Consider the following 22,496-nt stretch of genomic DNA (forward strand, 5'->3'; position numbering starts at 1 on the left):
GAGCCTATAGTGCCGCACGCGCCTGTCTCTTTTGCTCCAGCCGTGCGCGGGTATCGGCTTCGATGTCGTCCAGGTCGACGAACGGCCCGGCCCGGCGCTTGTCGATCAGCGACCGCAGAGCGGCAATCTCGGCCTGCCGCATCTCGTCGTCGGTCCGCAGCATTTCCAGCCCGCGCTGCAGAACGGCGCTGAGGCTTGGGAACCGCCCCGCGTCGACGAGGCTCCGCGCGTAGGCTTCCTGTTCGTCGGTCAACGAAATCGAGGCCTTGACGGTCATGGCCACCTCCTCCCAGCAATATGCTACTGGGTAGTACCGGGCTCAAGGGTGTCTTGCGGCCGCCCCTACCGCGCCCGCCACGCCTGGGTTCGGCGGCCGAGGCCCCAGCCCAGGGCCGCGTGCAGCAGGCGCACGCCGGCCGAGGTGTAGACGATCATCATCGCCATGGCGGCGGCTCCCGCCACCTCTCCGGCGTCGTCCATGGTCAGCACGGCGACCGAGGCCGGCTTGGTGTCGGGGGCGTAGAGGAAGACCACCGCCGACACCGTCGTCATGGCGTTGACGAACAGGTAGATCGCGATGTCCAGGATGGCCGGCAGGCACAAGGGCACCGTCACCCGCCAGAAGGTCCGCCAGACCGGCACCTTGAGGCTGGCCGACACCGCCTCGAACTCGCGGTCGAGCTGCTTCAGCGCCGTCACCGCCGTCAGGTGCCCTACCGTGTAGAAATGCACGACGGTGGACAGCACCAGGATCGCCATCCCGTGATAGAGGACGCCCAGCGGGTTCCAGGGCGCGTTGAAGAAGAAGATGTAGGCGAGGCCCAGCACCATGCCCGGCACCGCCAGCGGCACGATGGCGGCGAACCGGACCACGCCGGCCAGACCCCGCGCCGCCGGGCTGCGCTCCACGAGCCAGGCGCCGAGGAACACCACGGCCGTGCCGGCCAGCGCCGTCCAGGCCGCCAGCCGCAGGCTGTTGCCGTAGCTGGCCCAGCCGGCGCTGTCGAGTTCGGCGAAGTCGTAGTTCGCCAGCGTCAGGCTCAGGTTGTAGGGCCACAGCGTGACGAAGGAGGCGAAGCCCGCCGTCCCCAGGATGCCCAGCAGCACCCCCGCCACCGCTATGCAGAACAGCATCGCCAGCGCATCTCCAAGCGGCTGGCGGCGCGGGGCATAGGGGACGGATCGGGCGGACAGCAGGGCCATCTGCCGGCGCTGGCCGATCCAGTCGGCGACGAAAGCCAGCACCGCCGGGATCAGCAGCACCATGCCGACGACCGCCCCCATGCCGAAATTCTGCTGCCCGACCACCTGCTTGTAGACGTCGGTCGCCAGCACGTTGGTCGAGCCGCCGATCACCTTCGGCACGCCGAAATCGGTGATGACCAGCGTGAACACCACGAAGACGGCGGAGATCAGGCCATAGCGCGCGCCGGGCAGGGTGATGGTCAGGAAGCGGCGCAGACGCCCGGCGCCCAGCGCCTCCGCCGCCTCGTAGAGCCGCGCGTCGGCGGTCGACAGGGCGACGATCAGGATCATCACGGCGTGCGGGAAGGTGTAGAACACCTCGCCCATCACGATGCCGACGGGGCCGTAGATCGAGTGGCCCAGCAGCCAGTCGCGCAGCAGCCCCTTGTTGCCGAACAGATAGACCAACGCGATGGCCGGCAGCAGAGACGGCGCCAGGATCGGGATCTGCGCCAGGATCTTGAACAGCCCCTTGCCCGGCATCGCCGTGCGGGTCAGCGCGAAGGCATAGGCGAAGGCCAGGGGCACCACGATGGCCGTGGTCAGCAGCGACAACGTCAGGCTGGTCCGCACCGACTCCATCAGCGCCGGCGTGGCGAGGAAGGCGCGGAAGTTGGCGAGCCCGACGAAGACGTCCTCGCGGTCGTACAGGCTGCGTAGCAGGATCGTGCCGAGCGGCAGCAGGACGAAGACCGTCAGGAACAGCACCAGCGCCGCAAGCCCCGAGCCCAGCAGGCGGGCCTCCCCGCGATCGACCGGCCGGCCGGCGTTCACCGCGAAGGCGCTCACGACAGGCCCGCCTCGAACACGCGCAGCCGCTCCCGCGGCAGCGAGACGGCCAGCCGCCGCCCGGTGGACAGGTCGAGGTCGCGCACGAGGTTGGCGGACAGGTCGGCGGTCAGCCGCATCCCGCCCAGCCCGTCGCAGGCCAGCCGCGCCCGGTGGAACGGACCGAGGAATTCCAGGCTTTCGATCACCGTCTCCAGCCGGTTGGTCCCGCCGGGGGCGCGGACCAGCACATCCTCCGGCCTGAGGCAGACGGTGACGGGGGCGCCGCTCGGCAGCTCGGCCTCGCATTCCAGGTCCAGCCCGCCGAGCCTGACAAGCCCGCCGTCCGCCGCCACGCCGGGCAGCATGTTCATGGAGCCGACGAAGTCGGCGACGAACTGCGTCGCCGGGCTGCGGTAGATGGTGTCGGGGCTGCCGACCTGCTCGATCACGCCGTGGTTCATCACCACGATGCGGTCGGCCATGGTCAGCGCCTCCTCCTGGTCGTGGGTGACCATGATGGTGGTGATGCCGAGACGCTGGTGCAGCTCGCGGATCTGGCGGCGCAGGTTCATGCGCACGCGGGCGTCGAGCGCCGACAACGGCTCGTCCAGCAGCAGGAGACCGGGGGAGGGGGCGAGCGCCCGGGCCAGCGCCACGCGCTGCTGCTGTCCGCCGGACAGCTGCCCCGGATACTTCGCCCCGATGCCGGGTAGCCCGACGAGGTCCAGCAGTTCCTCGACCCGCGTCCGCTCCGCATCCCGCTTCAGCGACAGGCCATAGGCGACGTTCTTGTGGACGGTCAGGTTGGGGAACAGGGCGTAGGACTGGAAGACGATGCCGTAGTTGCGCGCCGAGGGCGGCAGCCGCGACACGTCCCGCCCGTCGATCTCCACCCGTCCCGTCGTCTGCGGGTCCAGCCCGGCGATGACCCGCAGCAGGGTGGTCTTGCCGCAGCCGGACGGCCCGAGGAAGCAGACGAACTCGCCCCGCCGGACGTCGAGCGAGAGACCCTTCAGCGCCGTGAAGCGGTCGTAGCGCTTGGTGATGTCGGTCAGGCGGAGATAGGGCAGGTCGGTCATGGCGCCACCGCGGCTGGTCTTGAAGGGAGGGCGGGGCCGTCCGCGGGGTGCGGGCCGGCCCCGGATCACCGTTACGACTTCGGTTCGGACTTCGCGTTGTAGCGCTTGGCCCATTCCGCCAGGATCGCGTCGCGGTTGGCCGCGGCCCAGGCGAAGTCGTTGTTCTTGATCATCGACGCCTCGGCATCCTTGGGATAGTTCGGCGTGTCCTTGGTCACGCCGGGGTGCGCGGTGACCTGGTAGAAGGTGACGTACAGCTCGCTCGCCTTCTTGGAGGCTGCCCAGTCGGCCAGCTTCTGCGCGGCCCCCAGGTTCTTGGTGCCCTTGACGATGGCGGTCGCCTCCATCTCCCAGCCCGCCCCTTCGGAGGCCAGGATGACGTCGATCGGCGCGCCCTTGGTCTTCTGCTGGGCGCCGGTGTACTCGATGGAGATGCCGATGGCGTATTCGCCGGCCGCCGCCATCTTGCAGGGCTTGGAGCCGGAGTGGGTGTAGACGGCGACGTTGTCGTTCAGCTTGTCCATGTAGGCCCAGCCCTTGTCCTGGCCCATGGTCTGCAGCCAGCCCGACACGGCGAGGAAGCCGGTGCCGGAGGAGGCCGGGTTCGGCATCACCACCTGGCCCTTGTATTCCGGCTTCAGCAGGTCGGCCCAGCTCGTCGGCTTCGGCAGCTTCTTCTTCTCGGCCTCGACCGTGTTGAAGCAGATGGCGGCCATCCAGGCATCCATGCCGACCCAGGCCGGCGGGGCCTTGGCGTCGCGGAAGGCCGGCTTCAGGGCCTCGACGCCCTTCGGCGCGTAGGGCTGAAGCATCCCCTGCTTGTCGAGGATCATCAGGCTGGAGGCGGCGACGCCCCACACCACGTCGGCGCGGGGATTGTCCTTTTCGGCCAGCAGCTTGGCGGTGATGACGCCGGTGGAGTCGCGCACCCACTCGATCTCGACGCCGGGGTTGTCGGCCTCGAACGACTTCTTGTAGGGGGCGAGCTGCTCGTTCTCCAGCGCCGTGTAGACGGTCAGCTTGGTGGCGGCACCGGCGCTGTCCATGCCGGTGACGAGCGCGACGGTGGCCGCCGCCAGGGTCAGGCCGAAGGGCGCGATACGAAGGGTCATGCGTTGGTGCTCCCGTGTCCCGTTTCTTGTCCAGGAAGCGGAGACCGGCGCCGCGCCGTGCCTCCGGGCGGGCTTCTTGTAATCCTGCGGACGGCCGGGAACCCGTTAAGCTTTGGTTACGGGAGACGCGACCGGTTCCGCCGAATCCGGTCATGGCGGTCCGGCCGCTGCTGTCCGGCCGGTAACGCCCTGCCGGCGGGCGGCGGCTCGCGGCGCGCTTCACGCCCGCCGGGAGTCGCCGTGACGGCGCCGGGAGTCGCCGGGAAATCGTCTGCGCGGGGCGATCCGAAGAACGCTGGATGCTCCGCAGACCAAACGGGCGGGGAGCCGGCGCCGTGCATTTCGCAAAACCGGGGAAAACGACCCGGATTCTGGGCGGCGGGGCACATGGAATTTGCATTTTTCTGGAAGTCGCCTACTTTATCGAAGGCGACATTTTTTCGGTGGAGTGGTTGGTGGGCTCGTGAAGTGGAAGAGGTCCCGGGCGACTGCCGCTCCGCCGGCCGGTCGGTCCCGTGTCGCGTTTCTTATCGGAAAGCCGGCTGGCTGGCTGGCTGCGACCGGACGAGCCCGACAGTCCCCCTACCCGACGCCGTTGCGGCGTCCCCACTGCGCGAAGGCCCGATGACCATGGACATGCTCGAAAAGCTCCCGGCGATGACCGATGCCGATCTCGGCACCCTCGTCTCCAATGCCGAGCGACTGGCCCAGAACGGCACGGCGAAACAGCAGCAGGCCGCGCAGGCCATGCTGCCGGCCATCCAGGCCGAGGTCGTGCGGCGGCGCGACCTGAAACCGGCGAAACGTGCGCCGCGCGGTGGCCGCAAAGCGGCTGCCGGCGTGAAGGTCGCCTGACCCGTGCAGGCGATCCCGCGGCATCATCCCGGCTCCCAGGACTGCCCAGAAGCAGCCGTGGAGCAGCAACATCCAGGAGATCGACTATAGCTAAGCTGTATGACGCGGATCCGGTCCGCGAAGGCCCGCGCCTCAACCGGGAAATCACTGCACGCATGGTCCGCCTCGTCGGCGCCGACGGCGAGATGGTCGGCGTCGTTCCGCTGCGCCAGGCGTTCGACGCCGCGGCCGACGCGGAACTCGACCTCGTCGAGGTCGCGCCGCAGGCCGATCCGCCGGTGTGCAAGATCCTCGACTACGGGAAGTTCCGTTTCGAGGAGCAGAAGAAGGCGAACGAGGCGCGCAAGAAGCAGAAGATCATCGAGTTGAAGGAGCTGAAGCTCCGTCCCAACATCGATGACCATGACTATGACGTGAAGATGCGCGCAGCCGTCCGTTTCCTGGAGGAAGGGGACAAGATCAAGCTGACCATGCGGTTCCGCGGACGCGAAATGGCGCACCAGAACCTTGGCATGGACGTTCTGATCCGGGTGCGCGACCAGCTCCAGGACATGGCGAAGGTCGAGCAGATGCCGCGCATGGAAGGCCGCATGATGGTCATGGTGCTGGCACCGCGATGAAGACCCGCGGCGCATGACGGAACGAAAAAGGACGGCCGGTGCCGTCCTTTTTCGTTTGTCCGCTCCGGTTTGTCCGGCCGGCGTCACAAACAGTAAGGGAAACCAACTGAGACGCATCGTCGCGTTTGATCCATGGCAGTCGATCGGCGCGCCAACAGGGATAAGGTGTCGGACGAACGGCCTCCGCAGCAGCCCCTGCGGGCGGCCACACAGTGGAGAGATCGCATGACCGATGCGAATATTGTGACGGCCGCGCTCCGGTATGCGGCGGGGATTTACGAGGGCATCTATCGTCCGGATTCGTCGCGCACCCCGTTCGTGACGCATCTCAGCGAGACCGCCGACCTGGTGGCCAGGGCAGGGGGCACGCCGGAAGAGGTCGCCGCCGCCTGGCTGCACGACGTGGTCGAGGACGGGCACGCGACCCTGGCGACGATCCGCGAGCAGTTCGGCAGCTCCATCGCGGCGCTGGTCGAAGCGGTGACCGATCCGGCTGAGATCGGCGTCCTGCCGATCAAGGAGCGCAAGGCCGCCCAGGCCCGGCGGCTCGCCGAGGCGTGCGACGGGGCGAAGCGGATCAAGATGGGCGAGCAGATCTCGATTCTGCGCGCGCTGGCGGTCGAGCGTCCGGCCTCCTGGACGATCGAGCGCAGCATCGACTATGTCGCCGGAGCCCGGCAGGTCGCCGACATCTGCCGCGACGTCAGCAGCTTTCTCAGCGACCAGTTCGCCGCGGCGCACGCGGCGGCGGAGAAGGCCCTGCCCTAGGCCGGCCCCCCGCGCGAAGGGACGGCCGACGGCGCCCGCCGCCCCGGCGCGTCCCGTGGCACCCGCTCAGGCCAGCAGGGTGGCGACCTCCGCGACCCCACGCTCCTGGCCGAGGCCGGTCAGCATGGCCAGCGTCGCGCCGTCGAGGGGAATGCCCTCGGCCAGCCGCTTCTCGCGGGTGCGGATCTCCGGCTCACCCGGCATCCGTATGGCGTCCACGCCGGCGGCCGCCGGGGTGTCGCGGACATAGGCGACCAGATCGTCCAGGTCGGCGGCCCAGCCGGCGTTCCCGCCGCGCGCCGGGTCGATGACGATGGCGAACATGTTGTTCATGATGCGCTCGGCGCTCTGGTGCGTCGGCGTGCCGGGCATGGCGGACGCCAGCGCCCCGGCCAGCACGTCGCACATCAGCGCGAGGCCGAACCCCTTGTGCCCGCCGAGCGGCAGCAGCGCGCCGTAGGGATCGCTGAACATCACCTTCGGGTCGCGCGTGCCGTTCCCTTCGGCGTCGATCAGCAGGCCGGGCGCCATCTCCTGTCCCTTGCCCATGGCGACCCGGCATTTGCCGACCGCGACTGCGCTCGTCGCGAAGTCGAGGATGAGGGCGGGCGTGGCCTGCGTGGCCGGCACGGCGATGCAGATCGGGTTGGTGCCCAGCCGCGCCTGGATTCCGTCATGCGGCGCCACCATCGGACGGCTGGCGACATTGACGAAGGCGATGCACACCAGCCCGGCGCGGCTGCACTGTTCGCCGTAGGAGCCGACGCGGCCGATATGGTGGGTGTCGCGCAGCGACAGCGCCACCAGCCCCTCCCGCTGCGCCTGCTCGATGGCGAGGTCCATCGCTTCCCGGGCGATGACCTGACCATAGCCATGGCCGCCGGCGACGGACAGGAAGGCTCCCGACCGGCCGATCACCGCGGCGTGCTGGTTGGGCCGCAGCAGCCCGGCCTCGATGGCCGGCATGTACATCGACAGCATGCCGACGCCGTGGCTGTCATGCCCGCGGAGGTTGGCCTCGACCAGATGGTCGGCGACGATCCGCGCTTCTTCGGTGTCGCTGCCGGCCGCCTGGAGCAGCAGGCGGACTGCTTCGAGCAGGGGGGCCGCCTTCACCGGGCGGATGCTGGTCCCGTAGACGCCGGCGTTGAAGGACGCCGCAGCGGAAAAGGGATCCTTGTGAGAGTCGTTCATGTCCTGGGTTCCCGACGCACCACCGCCGCCGCTGGACGATGGGTCCGCCCCCATTTGGTCGGCTGTTCGCAGGCGAAACAAGGGCCGATTTCACGCAGGTCCCATTCCCGGCCGGCGCGGCGGCGGTTACACCGACCGCGTCGGCAGGGAGGCCGCCAGCGCCTGGACCTGCCGGCCGGGATCGGCATCGGCGAAGGCTCCGGGCGTCACCGGGTCCGAGAAGACATAGTCGCTGCCTTCGTTGAGGGAGGGCATGCCCTGGGCGTAGCCGGTGACGTGGACGGTCGAGCCGTCCTTGAAGGAGAAATCGGCGGTCCAGGAGGTCGCTCCGTCGATGTAGGGTTTCAGGTCGGTCAGTTCGACGGGAGCGGTAAGATCCTCCGCCGAATAGCCAATGAAAACCATGAGATCCTTCGACTCGTCGAAGCCAATGATCCGGTCGTTGCCGAAGCCGCCCTTCTCCTCTCGACCGAACAGGATCAGGTCGGGCTCGTCGGCATAGTTGATCCAGGGATGACGTGACGGCGCTCCGCCGGCATTCATTCCGTCGTCACCCTTGCCGCCGATCATCGTATCCCGGCCGATGGGCGTGCTGTAGGCGCTGTCCATGCCGAAGGGGCCGAGATAGTCGTTGCCCGCACCCCCGACCATAAGGTCATCGCCCGCCGCGCCGTTGAGAGAATCGTCACCCTCCAGGCCGAGAAGCGTGTCGTCACCGCCGAAACTGTTGACGCCGTTGCCGGACTCGTTGCCGATGAAGAGATTGGGCTGCTCGTTTCCCCATATGAGGCCACCGCCCGTGCCGGTCTGTACCGTCACGTTCTCGATGTTGTTGGCCATGCCGTAGGTACCCTTGACGAAGACCGTATCGGTGCCCTCCCCGGGGTTCTCGAGGATGAAGTCGGAGGGGACCAGGACGCTGTCTGAGCCGTTGATCCAGTAGACGTCGTCACCTGTCCCGCCCGTCAGGGTATCCGCCACCGTATCGTCGCCGGCATAGAGCGTGTCGTTCCCGGTTCCGCCGAACAGGCTGTCGATTCCGATCCCACCACCCATCAGGTCGTTGCCCGTGCCGCCGTACATCGTATCGTTGCCGGCTCCGGCCCACAGGATGTCGTTGCCGCCGCGGCCGAGCGTGAGATCGGCGCCATCGCGCCCGTCGATCCGGTTGTTTCCGGCGTTCCCGGTCAGCCGGTTGTCGAGGCCGTTGCCGATGGCGTCGCCATTGGCGGACGATCCTTTTTCCTGCAGGGTCAGGTGTTCCAGGGCGTTGCCGAGCGCCCAGCCGTACTTGGCGATGACCGTGTCGATGCCCCCGCCGGCCGCCTCGACGACGAGGTCCTCCGGTCCGTTCACCCAGAAGCTGTCGTTGCCCGTGCCACCGACCAGCGTATCGGGCGCCGGATCGTCGCCGGCAAAGAGGGTGTCGTTACCCATGCCGCCATAGACGGCGTCGTTGCCGGTCCCGGCCCGGATCGTATCGTTGCCCTGGTCGCCGTAGAGCCTGTCCGGCCCGCCAAGGCCGGAGATCAGGTCGTCGCCATCGTTGCCGGAGATGCGGTCGGCCCCCGGCCCGCCGGTCAGGGTGTCTGCCCTTGCGGTGCCCGTCAGGGTCCGGGCGACTTGCGGTCCTGCCGGTCTGCGGTCGCTCGCGACGCTGTCGAGGGGGAAGGTTGGGAGATCGATGTTGGCGGCGATGGTCGTCCCCATGGCGCCCTCCTTGTTCACGGCCTTCGTCTCTGAAGACCCATTGTCGATAAGGCGGCTGCCAACATTGTCAGACTGCAATCTTGCGGGTGTAAGACGAGTATTTGTGGAGTGTGACGTTATGAAATGGTCCTCGGCGGATGCCGTTGGAAAAGAAGCCTTTTTAATCGTTGCCTTGACGGGAGAAAGCGAGTTCTCTGCTGATCGATGGCGAGGGCCGTCAGCCAACTTTGAGCGATGACTCTCACGAAACACGACTTCAGGTGGTAGTCCTGCTGGATTTCTATCCGGCCGGACCAGGAGAAGGCCGCCGCATTCCGTCCCGGCGTGGACAGGATTTTCGGCGAAATCGCACGGTGCAGGTCACGCTGGGACTTGACGGCATCCCGGCGGACCGGCTACTCCTCTGCGCCCCTTTGGAAGGGTGGCCGAGTGGTTAAAGGCAGCAGACTGTAAATCTGCCCGCGTCAGCGTACGCTGGTTCGAATCCAGCCCCTTCCACCATCATCTCCCATCGATGATTCCGAACCAGACGCCGCAACGCATGCCGCGGCGCCTTCGTCCTGCCGTCACGGGGTGTAGTCGGGACTGCCGATGGCCGTCGGGTCGAGGCGGGCCGCCACCAGGGCGGTGAACTGCGACAGCTCGCAGGTGCCGGGTCCGCGGCGGTCGGTGCAGCCCGGCAGGTCGAGCGGCGACTCTCCCGGCCCGGCTTCGCCGATGAGGGGAGCCAGGCTCCGCACCTGATCCGCGGTCGGCGCCACGAAGGAGGTCCGGACATAGCGCTTGCCGCTGGCGGGGTCGCGCAGCCGCTCGAACAGCAAGGCGCCGGTCGGCGAGGAGTCGTTGGGCTGGGTGCCCGGAATGGTCCAGGTCACCTCCATGACCGCGCGCATGTGGGCGATGTTGGTGTCGTGGCCGACCAGCAGGGTCAGCCGGGCGGGCGGCGGGCCGGCGCCGGCCGCGGCGGCGTCCACCCCCTCGTTCAACGCGGCGACGATCTGCTGCAGCAGGAAGGAGCCGCCGCGCCGCGCGATGTAGGGCACATGCTCGACCGCGTCGTACTTCGCCATGCGCAGGGCCATCAGGTCGCGGACCTCGGCCGCCGCCACGCGGCCCCAGCCGACCTCCTCCGGCGCCATGCCCTCCATGTATTCGAGGCGAAAGGTCTCCACGATGGTCGAGGCGAGGTCGAGCGGCCCCTTCAGCCCGATGTTGCGGCCCTTGTCCTTGCGGTCGTCGATCTCCCAGGGCAGGTCGATGAGGTGGCAGCCCTCCGCCAGCCCGGCCTCGCGGCAGGTCTCCGGCCGCGGGCCGGGAAGGACGGCGTCGAGTCTGGCGAACAGGGGGGCCAGCCGCGCCTTGTAAGCGTCGAGGCTGCCGCCCATTGCCCGCAGCATGCCCTGCCGCGCCGCCTCATGGTCCAGCGGCGCCAAGCCGCGGGCAATGGGGGCGAAGAGCGTGTCGCGTGCGCCGGTGGAGGGGACTTGGAGCCTGCGGTCAGGCCGCAGCCGGGATAGAGCCCCTCCAGGATGCCGTTTCCGGTCTCGCGGGTGCGCTGGTCGGTGTTGGCCCAGGCGAAGATCTCCCCCTGGGCGGGGCAGCCGGAGGACGGCAGCAGCCCTTCACGGGCGAAGCGCTGGCGGTAATACTCGCCCATCCGCACCGCGCCGGCCTTGCCGTGCGGCGTCAGGTGCCCGTCCGGCACCGGCCAGGACGGCCAGGGCCGGGTCGACAGCGGGACGACCTTGTGCGTCTCGGTCGGTGGCCGGACGCCGTGCCGGCTGAACAGCACGGCCTTCTCCACCTGATCGGCATCGGCGGCAGCCGGCGCCGGTCCCAGAAGCGTCCCGCCCAGAATGGCCGCGGCGAGGGCAGCCGCCGGCAACCCGGATTTCGGTCCCATATCCACCTCCGTTGAAGGATGATCCTGCGCCGAAGCGGCCGGTCAGTCGATACCGCGCAGCGGTCCCAGGGCCAGCAGGCGCCCGGTCAGTTCCTCCGTGCAGGCGACGACGACGTTGCCGCGGGTCAGTCCCTCGCCGGCCAGGAAATCGTTCGTCCAGCCGCCCGCCTCGCGGACCAGCAGAAGTCCGGCCAGCGCATCCCAGGCATTGATGTGAAGCTCGACATAGCCGTCGCTGAGGCCGGCGGCGACAGTCGCCAGACCCATGGCGCCCGAACCGCAGCGGCGGAATTCGATGTCGTCGGCGACCATCTGCGTGATGAGGTCGAGGCTGAGCGACAGCGGCCGCCGCGCCGACCAGCCGACCTCGACCACCGCGCCGCCGCCGTGGCGCAGCCCGCTGGTGCGCAACGGCCGGCCGTTCATCATCGCGCCATGGCCGCGCCGGGCGACGAAGAGCCGGTCGAGGTCCGGGGCGTGGATCACGCCGATCTCGACGGCGCCGCGATGGACCAGCGCCAACGAGACGCACCAGTTGGCGGTGCCGTGGATGTAGTTGGTGGTCCCGTCGATGGGATCGACCACCCAGACCAGCTCGGCCGGCGCGCCGCCGGTCTCCTCGCCGATCACCGGATCGCCGAAGGCCTCGCCGATGCGCCGCCGCACCAGCTCCTCGACGGCGAGGTCGGCGGCGGTGCAGAAGTCGATGCTGCTCTTGCTCTCGATCACTCCCAGCCCCTGGCGCATGGAGCGGGCGAGGGTGCCCGCCTCGACGGCGATGTCGATGGCGAGGCGGAGGCGGGCGTCGAAATCGGTCATGGGGATGCTCCACCGGACGCCGGCGCGGGGCCGGTCCGGACAAGTCGGGGGTGTGCGCGGCGGAAGGGGTTCCGCTGCGCTGACGGGATGGGGAAAGGGAGCGGATCAGGCCGGGATGGCGGTGACGCCCTGCGGGGCGAAGCCGACGGTGACGGCGTCGCCGACCGCGAAGGGCGCCTCGACGTCGGGGATGGCGGCGAACAGCATCATCTCCTTGCCGCCGAGGGTCACCGCGACCTCGTATTCCATGTGGTCGCCGAGATAGGCGGCGTAGCGGATGCAGCCGGGCACGCCCTCGGACGACGTGCCGCCGCTCAGCCGGATGGCGTTGGGCCGCACGGCGAGGTCGACGATGCCGCCCGACACGCCGCGGTGGGGCAGGGCGAGGGCGGCGGTGCCGACGCGGAAGCGGCCGATCTCCCCGTCGCGCCCGTCCAGCACGGCCGGGACGATGTTGGCGTCGCCGATGAAGTCGGCGATGAAGCGGCTGGCCGGCCGCTCGTAGAGGTCGCGCGGGCTGCCGTCCTGGGCGATCTCGCCGCCGGACATGACGATGATGCGGTCGGAGACTGCCAGCGCCTCCTCCTGGTCGTGGGTGACGTAGACGACGGTCAGCTTCAGGCTCTGCTGGAGCTGGCGGATGTCCTCGCGCACGCGGCGGCGCATCTTGGCGTCGAGGTTGGACAGCGGCTCGTCGAACAGCAGGACGCGCGGCTCCAGCACAATGGCGCGGGCAACCGCGACGCGCTGCTGCTGGCCGCCAGAGAGCTCGCTCGGCAGCCGCTTCTCCAGCCCGGCAAGCCCGACGAGCTCGAGCTTCGCGCGCGCCGCCTCGGCGGCCTGCCGCTTCGGCATACCGCCGACCACCAGCCCGTAGGCGACATTGTCGAGGATCGACATGTGGGGGAACAGCGCGTAGCTCTGGAAGACCATGCTGACGTCGCGCTCCGCGGCAGAGCGGCCGGTCACGTCCTCGCCGCCGATCAGGATGCTGCCGGAGGACGCCTGCTCCAGCCCGGCGATCATGCGCAGCGTCGTGGTCTTGCCGCAGCCGGACGGGCCGAGGAGGGTGACCAGGGTGCCGGTCTCGATGGCGAAGCTGACGCCGCCGACCGCGGTGAAGGACCCGTAGCGCTTGCAGACCGAACGGAACTCCACGGCCGGCCGCGCGCTGGCGGCGGCAGGGGCCGCGGTCGGGGGGATCGGGGAGAAGTGGGTCATGCGTTGACCTTCGTGGCAGGGGTGCGGGCGGGGGCGGCGGCGGTCTGGCGGCGGCCGAGCCGGCGTTCGCCGACCAGCGCCTGGATGGCCAGCAGGGCCAGCACCATGATGACGATGAGCACCGAGGAATAGGCGATGGCGAGGCCGTATTCACCAACCTCCGTCCGCCCGACGATGTAGGCGGTGGCGAGGTTGTACTTGGCCGTCACCAGGAAGATGACCGCGCTGACGCTGGTGATGGCGCGCACGAAGCTGTAGACCATGGCGGTGACGATCGCCGGCCGCAGCAGCGGCAGGATCACCCGCCGCAGCGTGGTGAAGGACCGCGCCCCCAGCGTCAGCGAGGCCTCGTCCAGGCTCTTGTCGATCTGGCTCAGCGTGGCGATGCCGGCACGGATGCCGACGGGCATGTTGCGGAAGACGAAGGCGATGATCAGGATCAGGCCGGTCCCCGTCAGCTCGATCGGCGGCGCGTTGAAGGCGAGGATGTAGCTGACGCCGATCACCGTGCCGGGGATGGCGAAGCTCAGCATCGTCAGGAACTCGAAGGCGCCGCGGCCGGCGAAGCGCTGGCGCACCAGCAGATAGGCGGTCAGCAGGCCCAGCGCGGCGGTCAGCGGCATGGCGGCCAGCGAGACGCCGAGCGTGGTGAACAGCGAATCCCAGGCGGAGCCGCTGAACCACCAGCCGTTGGGTCCGCTCTCGATCCCGAAGGCGGTCTGGTAGTGGAGCAGGGTCGGCGTGTTGTCGCGCCCAAGGCTCTTGACGAAGCCGCCGGCCAGGATGGTGCCGTAGACCAGCACCGTCAGCGCCGTCCAGGCCACCGCGACGGTCGCGGCGACCGCCGTGACGGCGCGCGGCAGCGGGCTGGGCAGGCCGGCGTCGCCCTTGCCCGACACCGTCGTGTAGGAGCGGCGGCCGAGCCACAGCCGCTGCGCCAGGAAGGCCGACAGGGTGAAGGACAGCAGGATGATGGCCAGGGCGGCGGCCTTGCCCTGGTCGTGCGCGGCGCCGACCACGGCAAAGAAGATCTTGGTGGACAGCACCTCGAAATTGCCGCCGAGGACCAGCGGGTTGCCGAAGTCGGCCAGGCTTTCGATGAAGGAGATCAGGAAGGCGTTGGCGAGGCCGGGGCGGATCAGCGGCAGGGTCACCGTGCGGAAGGTCACCCAGGGCTTCGCCCGCAGCGTCTGCGACGCTTCCTCCAGCGTCGGGCTGACACCCTGCAGAACGCCGACCAGGACCAGGAAGGCGATGGGCGTGAAGGCGAGGACCTGCGCCATCGCGACGCCCGGCAGCCCGTAGATCCAGCGCGAGCGCGGCAGGCCGAACAGGGTCGTCATCAGCTCGGTCACCACGCCGGCCCGGCCGAACAGCAGGATGATGGCGAGGCCGATCACGAAGGGCGGGGTGATGACCGGCAGGATGGAGACCAGCCGCAGTCCGGCCTTGAAGCGGAAGCCGGTCCGCACGGCGATCAGCGCGAAGGCGAGCCCGGTGCCGGTGGTCAGCGTGGCGACGACGGCGGCGAGCGCCAGCGTGTTCCAGGCCACACCGCAGACGCTGCCGCTGCCGGTAACGCAGCCGACGCCCCAGACGCTCTCGTCGGTCAGCCGGGCGGCGAGGCCGGAGAGCGAGAGCTGCCCGCCGCCGTCATAGAGGGCCGACAGCAGGATCTTGACGACCGGGAAACCGACGAACAGCGCAATGGAGCCGAGCACCAGCCCGATCGCCGCGACGATGAAGGCGTCGCCCTTGCACCAGCCGCGCATGGCGAGGCCCTGGGCGCCCAGCCCGACGCAGGCGATCGCATAGACCGCGGCGCCGGGGCCGAAGCCCGGCTGCGCGATCGCGAAGCCCTGCAGGACCGTCCAGGCGAGCCCGCCGGCGCCGGCCGCGGTCAGCCAGCGCGCCTGCGTCGGACCCGCCGCGCCGCGCCCCGCAAGCCCGCCGGCGGCGGCCAGCAAGGGCAGGGCGAGCGGCAGCAGCCAGGGGCGGCCGTCCATGATGCCTTGCCAGAGGGCCGGCATCCCGCCCCCCATGTGCCAGGGCAGCAGCAGGACGGATACCCATCCCGCCGCCAGCCAGAAGAGAATGGTTCGTTGCATGACGCGGCGCCTAGCGGGACATGGACTTGACGTCGCGGTCCCACTTGGCGAGCAGGCGGGTGCGTTCGGCGCTGGAGCCGTAGCGGGCGAAGTCGTAGGCGATCAGCTTCATCTTGTCGACGCGCGGCGATTCCGGCGGGATCGCCGCGCCGCTGTTGCTGGGGATCTGGTAGTTCCGGGCCTTGGCCCCCAGGGCCTGGGCGTCCGGCGTCAGCGCCCACTCGTAGAAGGCCTTGGCGGTTTCCGGGTTGCGGGCGCCCTTGACGAGGCTCATCGAGCCGATCTCATAGCCGGTCCCCTCGCAGGGGGCGACGATGGCGACCGGTGCGCCGGCCTTGGCCTCCACCAGCAGGTCGTGCTGGAAGGCGATGGCCGTCATGGTCTCGCCCTGGGCCGCCGCCTTGGCGGGCGCGGCGCCGGACTTGGTGTACTGGTTGACGTTGCGGTGCAGCTTCTTCAGGTAGTCGAAGGCGGCATCCTCGCCCATCAACTGCACCATGGTCGCCAGCATCGTGTAGGCGGTGCCCGAGGAGTTGGGGTCGGCCACCTGGATCTCGTCGGCGAAATCCTTCTTGACGAGGTCGGACCAGCAGGCCGGCGGGGTCAGCTTGCGCTGGGCCAGCAGGTCCTTGTTGTAGCCGAATCCCAGGGCGCCCATGTAGATGCCGACCGTGCGGTATCCCGAGACCTCGGCCTGCTTGACGGCCCAGGGATAGAGATCCTCCAGCTTGGTCGACTGGTACTTCTCGGTCAGCCCCTCCTCGGCCGCCTGGAGATGCGGATCGCCGGACCCGCCGAACCAGACGTCGGCCTTCGGGTTGTCCTTCTCCGCCCGGAGCTGGGCATAGACCTCGCCGGAGCTCTTGCGGGTCATCAGCACCTTGATGCCGGTCTGCCGCTCGAAGGAGGTCACCGCCTCGCGGCACCAGTCCTCGTTCACCGAGCAGTAGACCACCACCTCGGCCGCGGACGCCGGCGCGGCCCCGGCCGAGACGGCGAGCGCCGACAGGGCGGCGGCGGACAGCAGGGCCGGGCGCAGATGGTCCGCCAGACGGCGGCGGGTGTGACGAAGCATGGGGCCTCCTCCCGAGAAATCCGTTGTTGCCCCGACGCCGCAGGGCGGCGGGGAGGTCTGGAACGACGGCGGCTGACGGGCCTGGACCAGCGGCCGGACTGCACGCGCGTTCATTCGTTGACCAAGCTATTGGAGCGGCGAAGCAGTGTCAACTGCCGCCGAGGGGGAATCCGGCGAAAATCCCGATGGTGCGCCGCATCATCAACGAAGCTTGCGGGGAGCGTGAGCGGGCAGAGCGACGGGCTGCGATCCGGAGCGGCAGGATCGGCGCTTCATTGACAACAGGACTGCACGCGCGTGCAATAACCGCGTCCCGTCGGTCGCCAGAGCCGCCTTGCCCTTGCGCGCGCTCCCGGTCCAGGATCGGCGACCGGCGGATGCGGCCGGAGCGGGGGAAGGATGGGACGATGGGATCGCGGGTGACCGCTCAGCAGGTCGCGGATCTGGCGGGGGTGTCGCGCTCGGCGGTGTCGCGCTGCTTCGGCGACGGCCAGGTGTCGGAGGAGACCCGCAGGCGCATCATGGCGGCGTCGCAGACGCTGGGCTACCGGCCCAACGCCATTGCCCGCTCGCTCACCGGACAGAACACCGGGCTGATCGCCCTGCTGCTGGCGGAGATCGACAATCCCTACATCGACCTCGTCCTGAAGAAGCTGCTGCTCGCCATCGCCGAGGCGGACAAGCGGGCCCTCGTCATTCCCGAAACGCGGCAGCACGACCTCACCGGCTCGACCATGCATGCGCTCGACTATCAGGCGGACGCCATCGTCGTGCTGGGGGGCACGGTGTCCGACCATGTGGTCGAGCAGCTTCGCGGGCTGGACACGCCGGTCTTCCAGTTCGGCCGGCAGGGCGGCGGGCTGGGCGGCGTGGCCTGCGACAACGAGATGGGCGGCCGGATGGGCGGGCGCTTCCTGGTGCAGAGCGGGCGGCGGCGGATCGCCTACATCACCAAGGCGGCGGCGACCGACGCCAACCGCCGGCGCCGGGCTGGCTTCGCGGCGGCGCTGGAGGCGGCTGGCCTGCCGGTGCTGGAGGGGGTGGCGCAGGACAACGGCTTCGAGGGCGGCTATCAGGCCGCGACGCGGCTGTTCTCAGCCCCGGAGCCGCCGGACGCGCTGTTCTGCTTCAACGACATCATGGCGCTCGGCGCGCTGCAGGCCGCAGCCACCTTCCGGCTGCGCGTGCCGGAGGATGTGGCGATCCTCGGCTTCGACGACATCCCGATGGCCGGCTGGCCGGCCTTCGGACTCAGCACGGTGCGGCCGAACCTGGATCTGCAGATCGGGAAGCTGATGGCGATGCTGCTGGAGATCTATGAGGGCGCGCCGGCGCGCCGCACGGTCGACCTCGTCCAGCCCGATCTGGTGGTCCGCCGGACCGCCGCCTGACGGCGTCTGTCCAAAAAAGGTTGGTGCGCTAAGGGCATGGCTGATCCCGCCACTCCGCCCTACTGCCGCTGCCGGTACCTGCTACCGTGTAAGGGACCCGGACCAGCCGGGTACGGCAGGGGACGGGGTAGAGAGCGGGGATGACGAGCAGCAGCGTAAGCGGCACGGCGGGCCGGGTCACGGCGGAGTCCGCATCGTCGCCGATGGCGGGAATCGCCTGGATGGTCCTGGCCAATCTGGTGTTCGTGACGCAGGACGCCACCACCCGCGTGCTGACCCGCAGCTACCCGGTGATCGAGGTCGCCTGGGGCCGCTTCACGGTCCATCTGATCGTGGCGATCCTGCTGATCGGATGGCACAACCCGGCCCTGTTCCGCTCCGCCCGGCCGGGCCTGCAGCTCCTGCGCTCGGGCCTGCTCTGCGCCTTGACGCTGATGAGCACGGTCTGCCTGAAGTACCTGCCCTTCGTCGATTTCTCCGCGATCATGACGGTGATCCCGGTGATCATCACCGCACTGTCCGTTCCCATCCTGCATGAGCGGGTGGGCTGGCGGCGCTGGGTGGCGGTGATGGTCGGGCTGGCCGGCGCCCTGACCATCATTGGGCCGGGCGTCGGAGTGGGCACGCTGGACTTGCAGTGGATCTATCTGCTGCCCTTCGTCGCCGCCACCACCAGCGCCTGCTACCAGATCGCCACGCGCCTGCTGAAGGGAGCGGACCCGGCGCCGACCACCTTCTTCTTCACCGGCATCGTCGGGACGGCGGTTCTGAGCGCCCTGCTGCCCTTCCAGTGGGTGACGCCGACGCCGCTGCACGGGGCGATGATGGTCATGCTGGGGGTGATGGGCGCCTTCAGCCACTATTGCATCATCCGCGCCTTCCTCGCCGCCCAGGCTTCCACCGTGGCGCCCTTCAACTACACGAACCTCGTCTGGGCCATGATGTTCGGGATGTTCGTCTTCCAGGAGATGCCGAGCGGCACGACGCTGGCCGGCGCGGCGATGATCACCGCCGCCGGCCTCTACATCATCGCGCGGGAGCGCCGGCGGGCGCAGGGCTGAGCGGCCGGCCCCGTCGACCCTCGCCTCGGTTCCCGGCCCCGCTCAATGCGACAGGCTGGCCCTGCGTGGCGGCGGCGCGATCATGCCGGCCTCGCGGTGGCGGCGGATCACCGCCTGTACCGGGAAGGTCATCAGCGCGCCCACCGTCAGGCAGGCGGCGAGGAACAGCATGGGCGCGATGGTGCTGCCGGTTTCGTCGCGGATCCAGGGGACGACGTTCTGCGCGATGAAGCCGCCGAGATTGCCCACCGAGTTGATCGCCGCCAGGCCGGCTGCGGCCGAGGCGCCGGTCAGGAAGCTCGACGGCAGGCTCCACATCACCGGCTGGGCGGAGAAGATGCCGGCTGCCGCCCCGCACAGGAAGGCGAACTTCACGGCACTGCCCGGCACATAGACGCTGAGGACGAGACAGGCTGCCCCGAACAGCGCCGGGCCGACGATGTAGGGGGTCTGGGTGCCGGACTTCGCCGCCATGGCCGGCACGACGCGCAGGGCCACCGCCACGATCACCCAGGGGATGATGTTGATGAAGCCATTGGCGGTGTTCGACACGCCGAAGCCCTGCACGATGGTCGGCAGCCAATAGCTGAGCCCGTAGGCGGCGAGCGGAAAGGCGATGTAGTAGGCCGACATCAGAATGACCCGCCGGTCGAGCAGGGCGCTGAAGGGATTGGCGTGGACCGTCTTGCGCATGTCGCGGTCCTCCTTGGCCAGGGTCTGGCTCAGCCAGCGCCGTTCCTCGTCGGACAGGAACCGGGCGGTCTCCGGCCGGTCCTCCAGGTACAGCAGGGTGACCACCCCCATCAGCACCGCCGGAATCCCGGTGACCACGAACACCCACTGCCACCCGCGCAGGCCGAGCGCCCCGTCCAGATCGAGCAGCGCACCGCCGATCGGCGCGCCGATGGCGTTGGCGACGGCGCTGAAGATCATGAAGGACCCGACCATCCGCGCCCGGTGCTCGAACGGAAACCAGATCGTCAGGACATAGAGCACGCCGGGGAAGAAGCCGGCCTCGCAGGCGCCGAGCAGGAAGCGCAGGATGTAGAACATCGCCGTGCTCTGCGTGAAGGCAAGCGCGATGGTGACCAACCCCCAGGACAGGATGATGCGCGTGAACCACAGCCGCGCCCCGACCTTCTCCAGCACGACGTTGCTCGGCACCTCGAACAGGAAATAGCCGATGAAGAACAGCGAGGCGCCGAGCCCGTAGGCGTATTCGCTGAGCCCGAGGTCGCCGACCATCTGCAGCTTCGCGTAGCTGACGTTCTGGCGGTCGATGTACGCGATCAGGTAGATCAGACCGAGAAAGGGGATCAGCCGCCAGGTGATCTTGCGGATGGCGGCCGGCCCCGGCGAGGACGCTTCCTGCATCGTCTCCCCCTTCGTCCCGTGTGGCGGTTTTCGTCCCTCAACACCGGCCGCAGGAAGACATTCCGTTTTCCTAGCAAAGCATAAGGCGCCGGTGTCCGGCCAGGGCGTTCAGGGCGATCTGGATCCGCGAATAAAAATCATTCGCGAGACTGTTGCGCTCCCGATCCGCCGTTTCCACCTTTCTGCGCGAGAGCCCGATCGGAGAGCGATGGCGCGATGACGTTGAAGACCATGCCGGCGGCGGCCGGCAGCGGGGCCGTCGAGGCGGGCCCGCCGCGCGCGGCGGCGATGCCCGACACGCGGAACCCCTGTATCAAGCTTTGCCGGTTCGACGCAGCCGGGACCTGCCTCGGCTGCCGGCGGACACGGGCGGAGGTGAAGGGCTGGAAGCGCCTGCCGGAGGACGTCCGGGCCGCAATCAATGACCGCATCCGCACGGCCGGGGTCACCGGCCCGCCGCAGCGGAAGCGGAAGGACGAGGCCAAGCGTCTGCGCAAGCTCGCCAGGAAGATCGCCAAGCTGGAGGCCAAGCTTACTGCTCTGCGTGCCGAGCGGGACGGGCTGGAGGCGACCCGCGCCGGCTAACGTGAGCTCCGGGCCAGCAATCGGTGCCCATTGGTGGTGGACCCGGACTCCTGTCTTGCGCCTATCATTAGAATAATCTAATTTATCAGCCCAACGGACGGTGGCGGAGGACGGGGCGCCGTTCCGGACAATCCGGGGTCGACCCGACCGGGGCATCACGGTGTCCGCCGGCCAATGCGGGGGCTGCCGGGCGACCGGGGAGCGGGCGCGGTTCAGAAGAGGAAACAGTCATGGCGCATATCGTCATTCTTGGGGCAGGCATCGGCGGCATTCCGATGGCATACGAAATGAAGGATCTGGCACGGCCGGAGGATCGGGTCACCGTCGTCTCCAACGTCGACCATTTCCATTTCGTCCCGTCCAACCCCTGGGTCGCAGTGGGATGGCGCAAGCGGGAAGACATCACGATCCCCCTTGCCGGTCCCCTGGGGCGCAAGGGGGTGGATTTCCGCACCGTCGGCTGCCGGCGCGTGGTGCCCGAAGCCAATGCGCTGGAACTGAACGACGGCAGCCGGATCGAGTATGACCAACTCGTCATCGCCACCGGTCCCGAGCTCGCCTTCGACGAGATCGAGGGGTTCGGCCCGCAGGCCAACACCATCTCGATCTGCCATGTCGACCACGCGGTGGAGGCGGCGCGGCGGTGGGAGGCGTTCTGCCGCGATCCCGGCCCGCTGGTGATCGGCGCGGTCCAGGGCGCCTCCTGTTTCGGTCCGGCCTATGAGTTCGCGATGATCGTCGATGCCGACCTGCGCCGCCGCAAGATCCGGCACAAGGTTCCGATCACCTTCGTCACCTCCGAACCCTATGTCGGGCATCTCGGTCTCGACGGGGTGGGGGACACCAAGGGCCTTCTGGAATCCGCCCTGCGCGAGCGGCATATCAAGTGGATCGTCAATGCCCGCACCGACCGGTTCGAGCCCGCCGCCGTCCATGTCACGGAGATGGGGGAGGATGGCCAGGAAAAGGCGAAGCATGTCATCGACAGCCGTCTGACCATGATGCTGCCGGCGTTCCGCGGCATCGGCGCGCTGCGGGGCGTGGACGGGCTGGTCAATCCGCGCGGCTTCGTCCTGACCGACAAGCACCAGCGCAATCCGACCTACCGCAACATCTTCGGCGTCGGTGTCTGCATCGCCATTCCGCCGGTGGGCAAGACCCCGGTGCCGGTGGGCGTGCCGAAGACCGGCTACATGATCGAGACGATGGTGACCGCCACGGCGCACAACATCCGCTCCCTGCTGGACGGCCGCGAACCGACGGAGGAGCCGACCTGGAACGCGCTGTGCCTCGCCGATTTCGGCGACAGCGGCGTCGCCTTCGCCGCCATGCCGCAGATCCCGCCGCGCAACGTCAACTGGTCCTCGCACGGGCGCTGGGTGCATCTCGCCAAGGTCGGGTTCGAGCGCTACTTCCTGCGCAAGGTCCGCAAGGGCGTCAGCGCCCCGATGTACGAGCGCTATGTGCTGAAGCTGCTGGGCATGAAGCGCATCCAGGAGGCTGCCGTGGTGGCCGACGGCGTCTGACCTTCGCCGCGGGCCGCCGGGGCAGCCTTCCGCGCAGGAGGCGTCCCGCGCAATGCCCGCCGCGCATGGCGGCCCCACT

The 22,496-nt window shown here is 69.1% G+C and carries 19 protein-coding genes, 1 tRNA gene and 1 pseudogene; 8 read left to right on the forward strand and 13 right to left on the reverse strand.

Going from position 1 to position 22,496, the window contains the following annotated elements:
• Positions 1 to 4: 4 nt before the first annotated feature.
• The 4 genes from DEW08_RS01210 to DEW08_RS01225 all read right to left on the reverse strand — a co-directional run bounded on the left by DEW08_RS01210 (position 5) and on the right by DEW08_RS01225 (position 4,207).
• Positions 5 to 277 carry a ribbon-helix-helix domain-containing protein gene (locus tag DEW08_RS01210; protein ID WP_109323785.1) on the reverse strand — a complete coding sequence of 91 codons (273 nt, stop codon included), beginning with the start codon at positions 275 to 277 and terminating at the stop codon, positions 5 to 7.
• Positions 278 to 342: 65 nt separating this feature from the next.
• On the reverse strand, positions 343 to 2,034 hold the full coding sequence (locus tag DEW08_RS01215) for a putative 2-aminoethylphosphonate ABC transporter permease subunit (protein ID WP_109323788.1): 1,692 nt from the start codon (positions 2,032 to 2,034) through the stop codon (positions 343 to 345).
• Positions 2,031 to 3,095, reverse strand: a complete 1,065-nt coding sequence (locus tag DEW08_RS01220; RefSeq protein WP_109323789.1) for a putative 2-aminoethylphosphonate ABC transporter ATP-binding protein — start codon at positions 3,093 to 3,095, stop codon at positions 2,031 to 2,033. The genes DEW08_RS01215 and DEW08_RS01220 overlap by 4 nt, the downstream gene beginning before the upstream one ends.
• A gap of 71 nt (positions 3,096 to 3,166) precedes the next feature.
• On the reverse strand, positions 3,167 to 4,207 hold the full coding sequence (locus DEW08_RS01225) for a putative 2-aminoethylphosphonate ABC transporter substrate-binding protein (RefSeq protein ID WP_109323790.1): 1,041 nt from the start codon (positions 4,205 to 4,207) through the stop codon (positions 3,167 to 3,169).
• Between the two features lie 624 nt (positions 4,208 to 4,831).
• Here DEW08_RS01225 and DEW08_RS01230 point away from each other — a divergent pair.
• The 3 genes from DEW08_RS01230 (at position 4,832) to DEW08_RS01240 (ending at position 6,450) form a co-directional block, all read left to right on the forward strand.
• Positions 4,832 to 5,062 carry a hypothetical protein gene (locus DEW08_RS01230; protein ID WP_245986057.1) on the forward strand — a complete coding sequence of 77 codons (231 nt, stop codon included), beginning with the start codon at positions 4,832 to 4,834 and terminating at the stop codon, positions 5,060 to 5,062.
• Between the two features lie 155 nt (positions 5,063 to 5,217).
• Complete coding sequence (gene infC, locus DEW08_RS01235) at positions 5,218 to 5,682, forward strand: translation initiation factor IF-3 (protein WP_211107088.1); 465 nt, start codon at positions 5,218 to 5,220, stop codon at positions 5,680 to 5,682.
• A gap of 225 nt (positions 5,683 to 5,907) precedes the next feature.
• The gene (locus DEW08_RS01240) at positions 5,908 to 6,450 is read left to right on the forward strand and encodes an HD domain-containing protein (protein WP_109323791.1); all 543 of its coding nucleotides are present in this window, start codon (positions 5,908 to 5,910) and stop codon (positions 6,448 to 6,450) included.
• Positions 6,451 to 6,516: 66 nt separating this feature from the next.
• On the opposite strand, the gene DEW08_RS01245 is transcribed toward DEW08_RS01240, so the two are convergent.
• Both DEW08_RS01245 and DEW08_RS01250 read right to left on the reverse strand, forming a co-directional pair.
• Positions 6,517 to 7,644 carry a malate/lactate/ureidoglycolate dehydrogenase gene (locus DEW08_RS01245; RefSeq protein WP_109323793.1) on the reverse strand — a complete coding sequence of 376 codons (1,128 nt, stop codon included), beginning with the start codon at positions 7,642 to 7,644 and terminating at the stop codon, positions 6,517 to 6,519.
• 126 nt (positions 7,645 to 7,770) lie between these two features.
• Positions 7,771 to 9,354: a calcium-binding protein gene (locus DEW08_RS01250; RefSeq protein ID WP_109323795.1), complete on the reverse strand. Its 1,584-nt coding sequence runs from the start codon at positions 9,352 to 9,354 to the stop codon at positions 7,771 to 7,773.
• A gap of 415 nt (positions 9,355 to 9,769) precedes the next feature.
• Here DEW08_RS01250 and DEW08_RS01255 point away from each other — a divergent pair.
• Positions 9,770 to 9,855 (forward strand) — tRNA-Tyr (locus DEW08_RS01255).
• Positions 9,856 to 9,920: 65 nt separating this feature from the next.
• Here the strand turns inward: DEW08_RS01255 and DEW08_RS31860 are convergent.
• The 6 genes and pseudogenes from DEW08_RS31860 to DEW08_RS01280 all read right to left on the reverse strand — a co-directional run bounded on the left by DEW08_RS31860 (position 9,921) and on the right by DEW08_RS01280 (position 16,480).
• A complete protein-coding gene (locus DEW08_RS31860) occupies positions 9,921 to 10,787 on the reverse strand; it encodes a histidine-type phosphatase (protein WP_245986059.1) in 867 nt (288 codons plus the stop codon).
• 119 nt (positions 10,788 to 10,906) lie between these two features.
• Positions 10,907 to 11,257, reverse strand: a pseudogene (locus DEW08_RS33655) (histidine-type phosphatase); the annotation flags it as partial.
• A 42-nt stretch (positions 11,258 to 11,299) separates the two neighbouring features.
• The gene (locus DEW08_RS01265; RefSeq protein WP_109323798.1) at positions 11,300 to 12,076 is read right to left on the reverse strand and encodes an inositol monophosphatase family protein; all 777 of its coding nucleotides are present in this window, start codon (positions 12,074 to 12,076) and stop codon (positions 11,300 to 11,302) included.
• Between the two features lie 105 nt (positions 12,077 to 12,181).
• The gene (locus DEW08_RS01270) at positions 12,182 to 13,297 is read right to left on the reverse strand and encodes an ABC transporter ATP-binding protein (protein ID WP_109323800.1); all 1,116 of its coding nucleotides are present in this window, start codon (positions 13,295 to 13,297) and stop codon (positions 12,182 to 12,184) included.
• Positions 13,294 to 15,405 (reverse strand): ABC transporter permease, encoded by a 2,112-nt coding sequence (locus DEW08_RS01275; RefSeq protein WP_109323801.1) that lies wholly within the window; start codon positions 15,403 to 15,405, stop codon positions 13,294 to 13,296. Before DEW08_RS01275 ends, DEW08_RS01270 begins: the two co-directional genes overlap by 4 nt.
• A gap of 10 nt (positions 15,406 to 15,415) precedes the next feature.
• Complete coding sequence (locus tag DEW08_RS01280) at positions 15,416 to 16,480, reverse strand: ABC transporter substrate-binding protein (RefSeq protein WP_109323803.1); 1,065 nt, start codon at positions 16,478 to 16,480, stop codon at positions 15,416 to 15,418.
• A 407-nt stretch (positions 16,481 to 16,887) separates the two neighbouring features.
• Between DEW08_RS01280 and DEW08_RS01285 the strand changes: the two genes are divergently transcribed.
• Positions 16,888 to 17,871: a LacI family DNA-binding transcriptional regulator gene (locus DEW08_RS01285; RefSeq protein ID WP_168220223.1), complete on the forward strand. Its 984-nt coding sequence runs from the start codon at positions 16,888 to 16,890 to the stop codon at positions 17,869 to 17,871.
• Between the two features lie 140 nt (positions 17,872 to 18,011).
• On the forward strand, positions 18,012 to 18,932 hold the full coding sequence (locus DEW08_RS01290) for a DMT family transporter (protein ID WP_109323805.1): 921 nt from the start codon (positions 18,012 to 18,014) through the stop codon (positions 18,930 to 18,932).
• Between the two features lie 42 nt (positions 18,933 to 18,974).
• Here DEW08_RS01290 and DEW08_RS01295 read toward each other — a convergent pair whose 3' ends face one another.
• Entirely contained in the window at positions 18,975 to 20,306 is a 1,332-nt protein-coding gene (locus DEW08_RS01295) for an MFS transporter (RefSeq protein WP_109323809.1), read from the reverse strand.
• 216 nt (positions 20,307 to 20,522) lie between these two features.
• Here DEW08_RS01295 and DEW08_RS01300 point away from each other — a divergent pair, with 216 nt between their 5' ends.
• Positions 20,523 to 20,891 (forward strand): DUF1289 domain-containing protein, encoded by a 369-nt coding sequence (locus tag DEW08_RS01300; protein ID WP_245986060.1) that lies wholly within the window; start codon positions 20,523 to 20,525, stop codon positions 20,889 to 20,891.
• Positions 20,892 to 21,166: 275 nt separating this feature from the next.
• A complete protein-coding gene (locus tag DEW08_RS01305; protein ID WP_245986062.1) occupies positions 21,167 to 22,417 on the forward strand; it encodes an NAD(P)/FAD-dependent oxidoreductase in 1,251 nt (416 codons plus the stop codon).
• Positions 22,418 to 22,496 lie beyond the last annotated feature (79 nt).

The sequence above is a fragment of the Azospirillum thermophilum genome, from assembly GCF_003130795.1.
GTDB classification, from domain to species: domain Bacteria; phylum Pseudomonadota; class Alphaproteobacteria; order Azospirillales; family Azospirillaceae; genus Azospirillum; species Azospirillum thermophilum.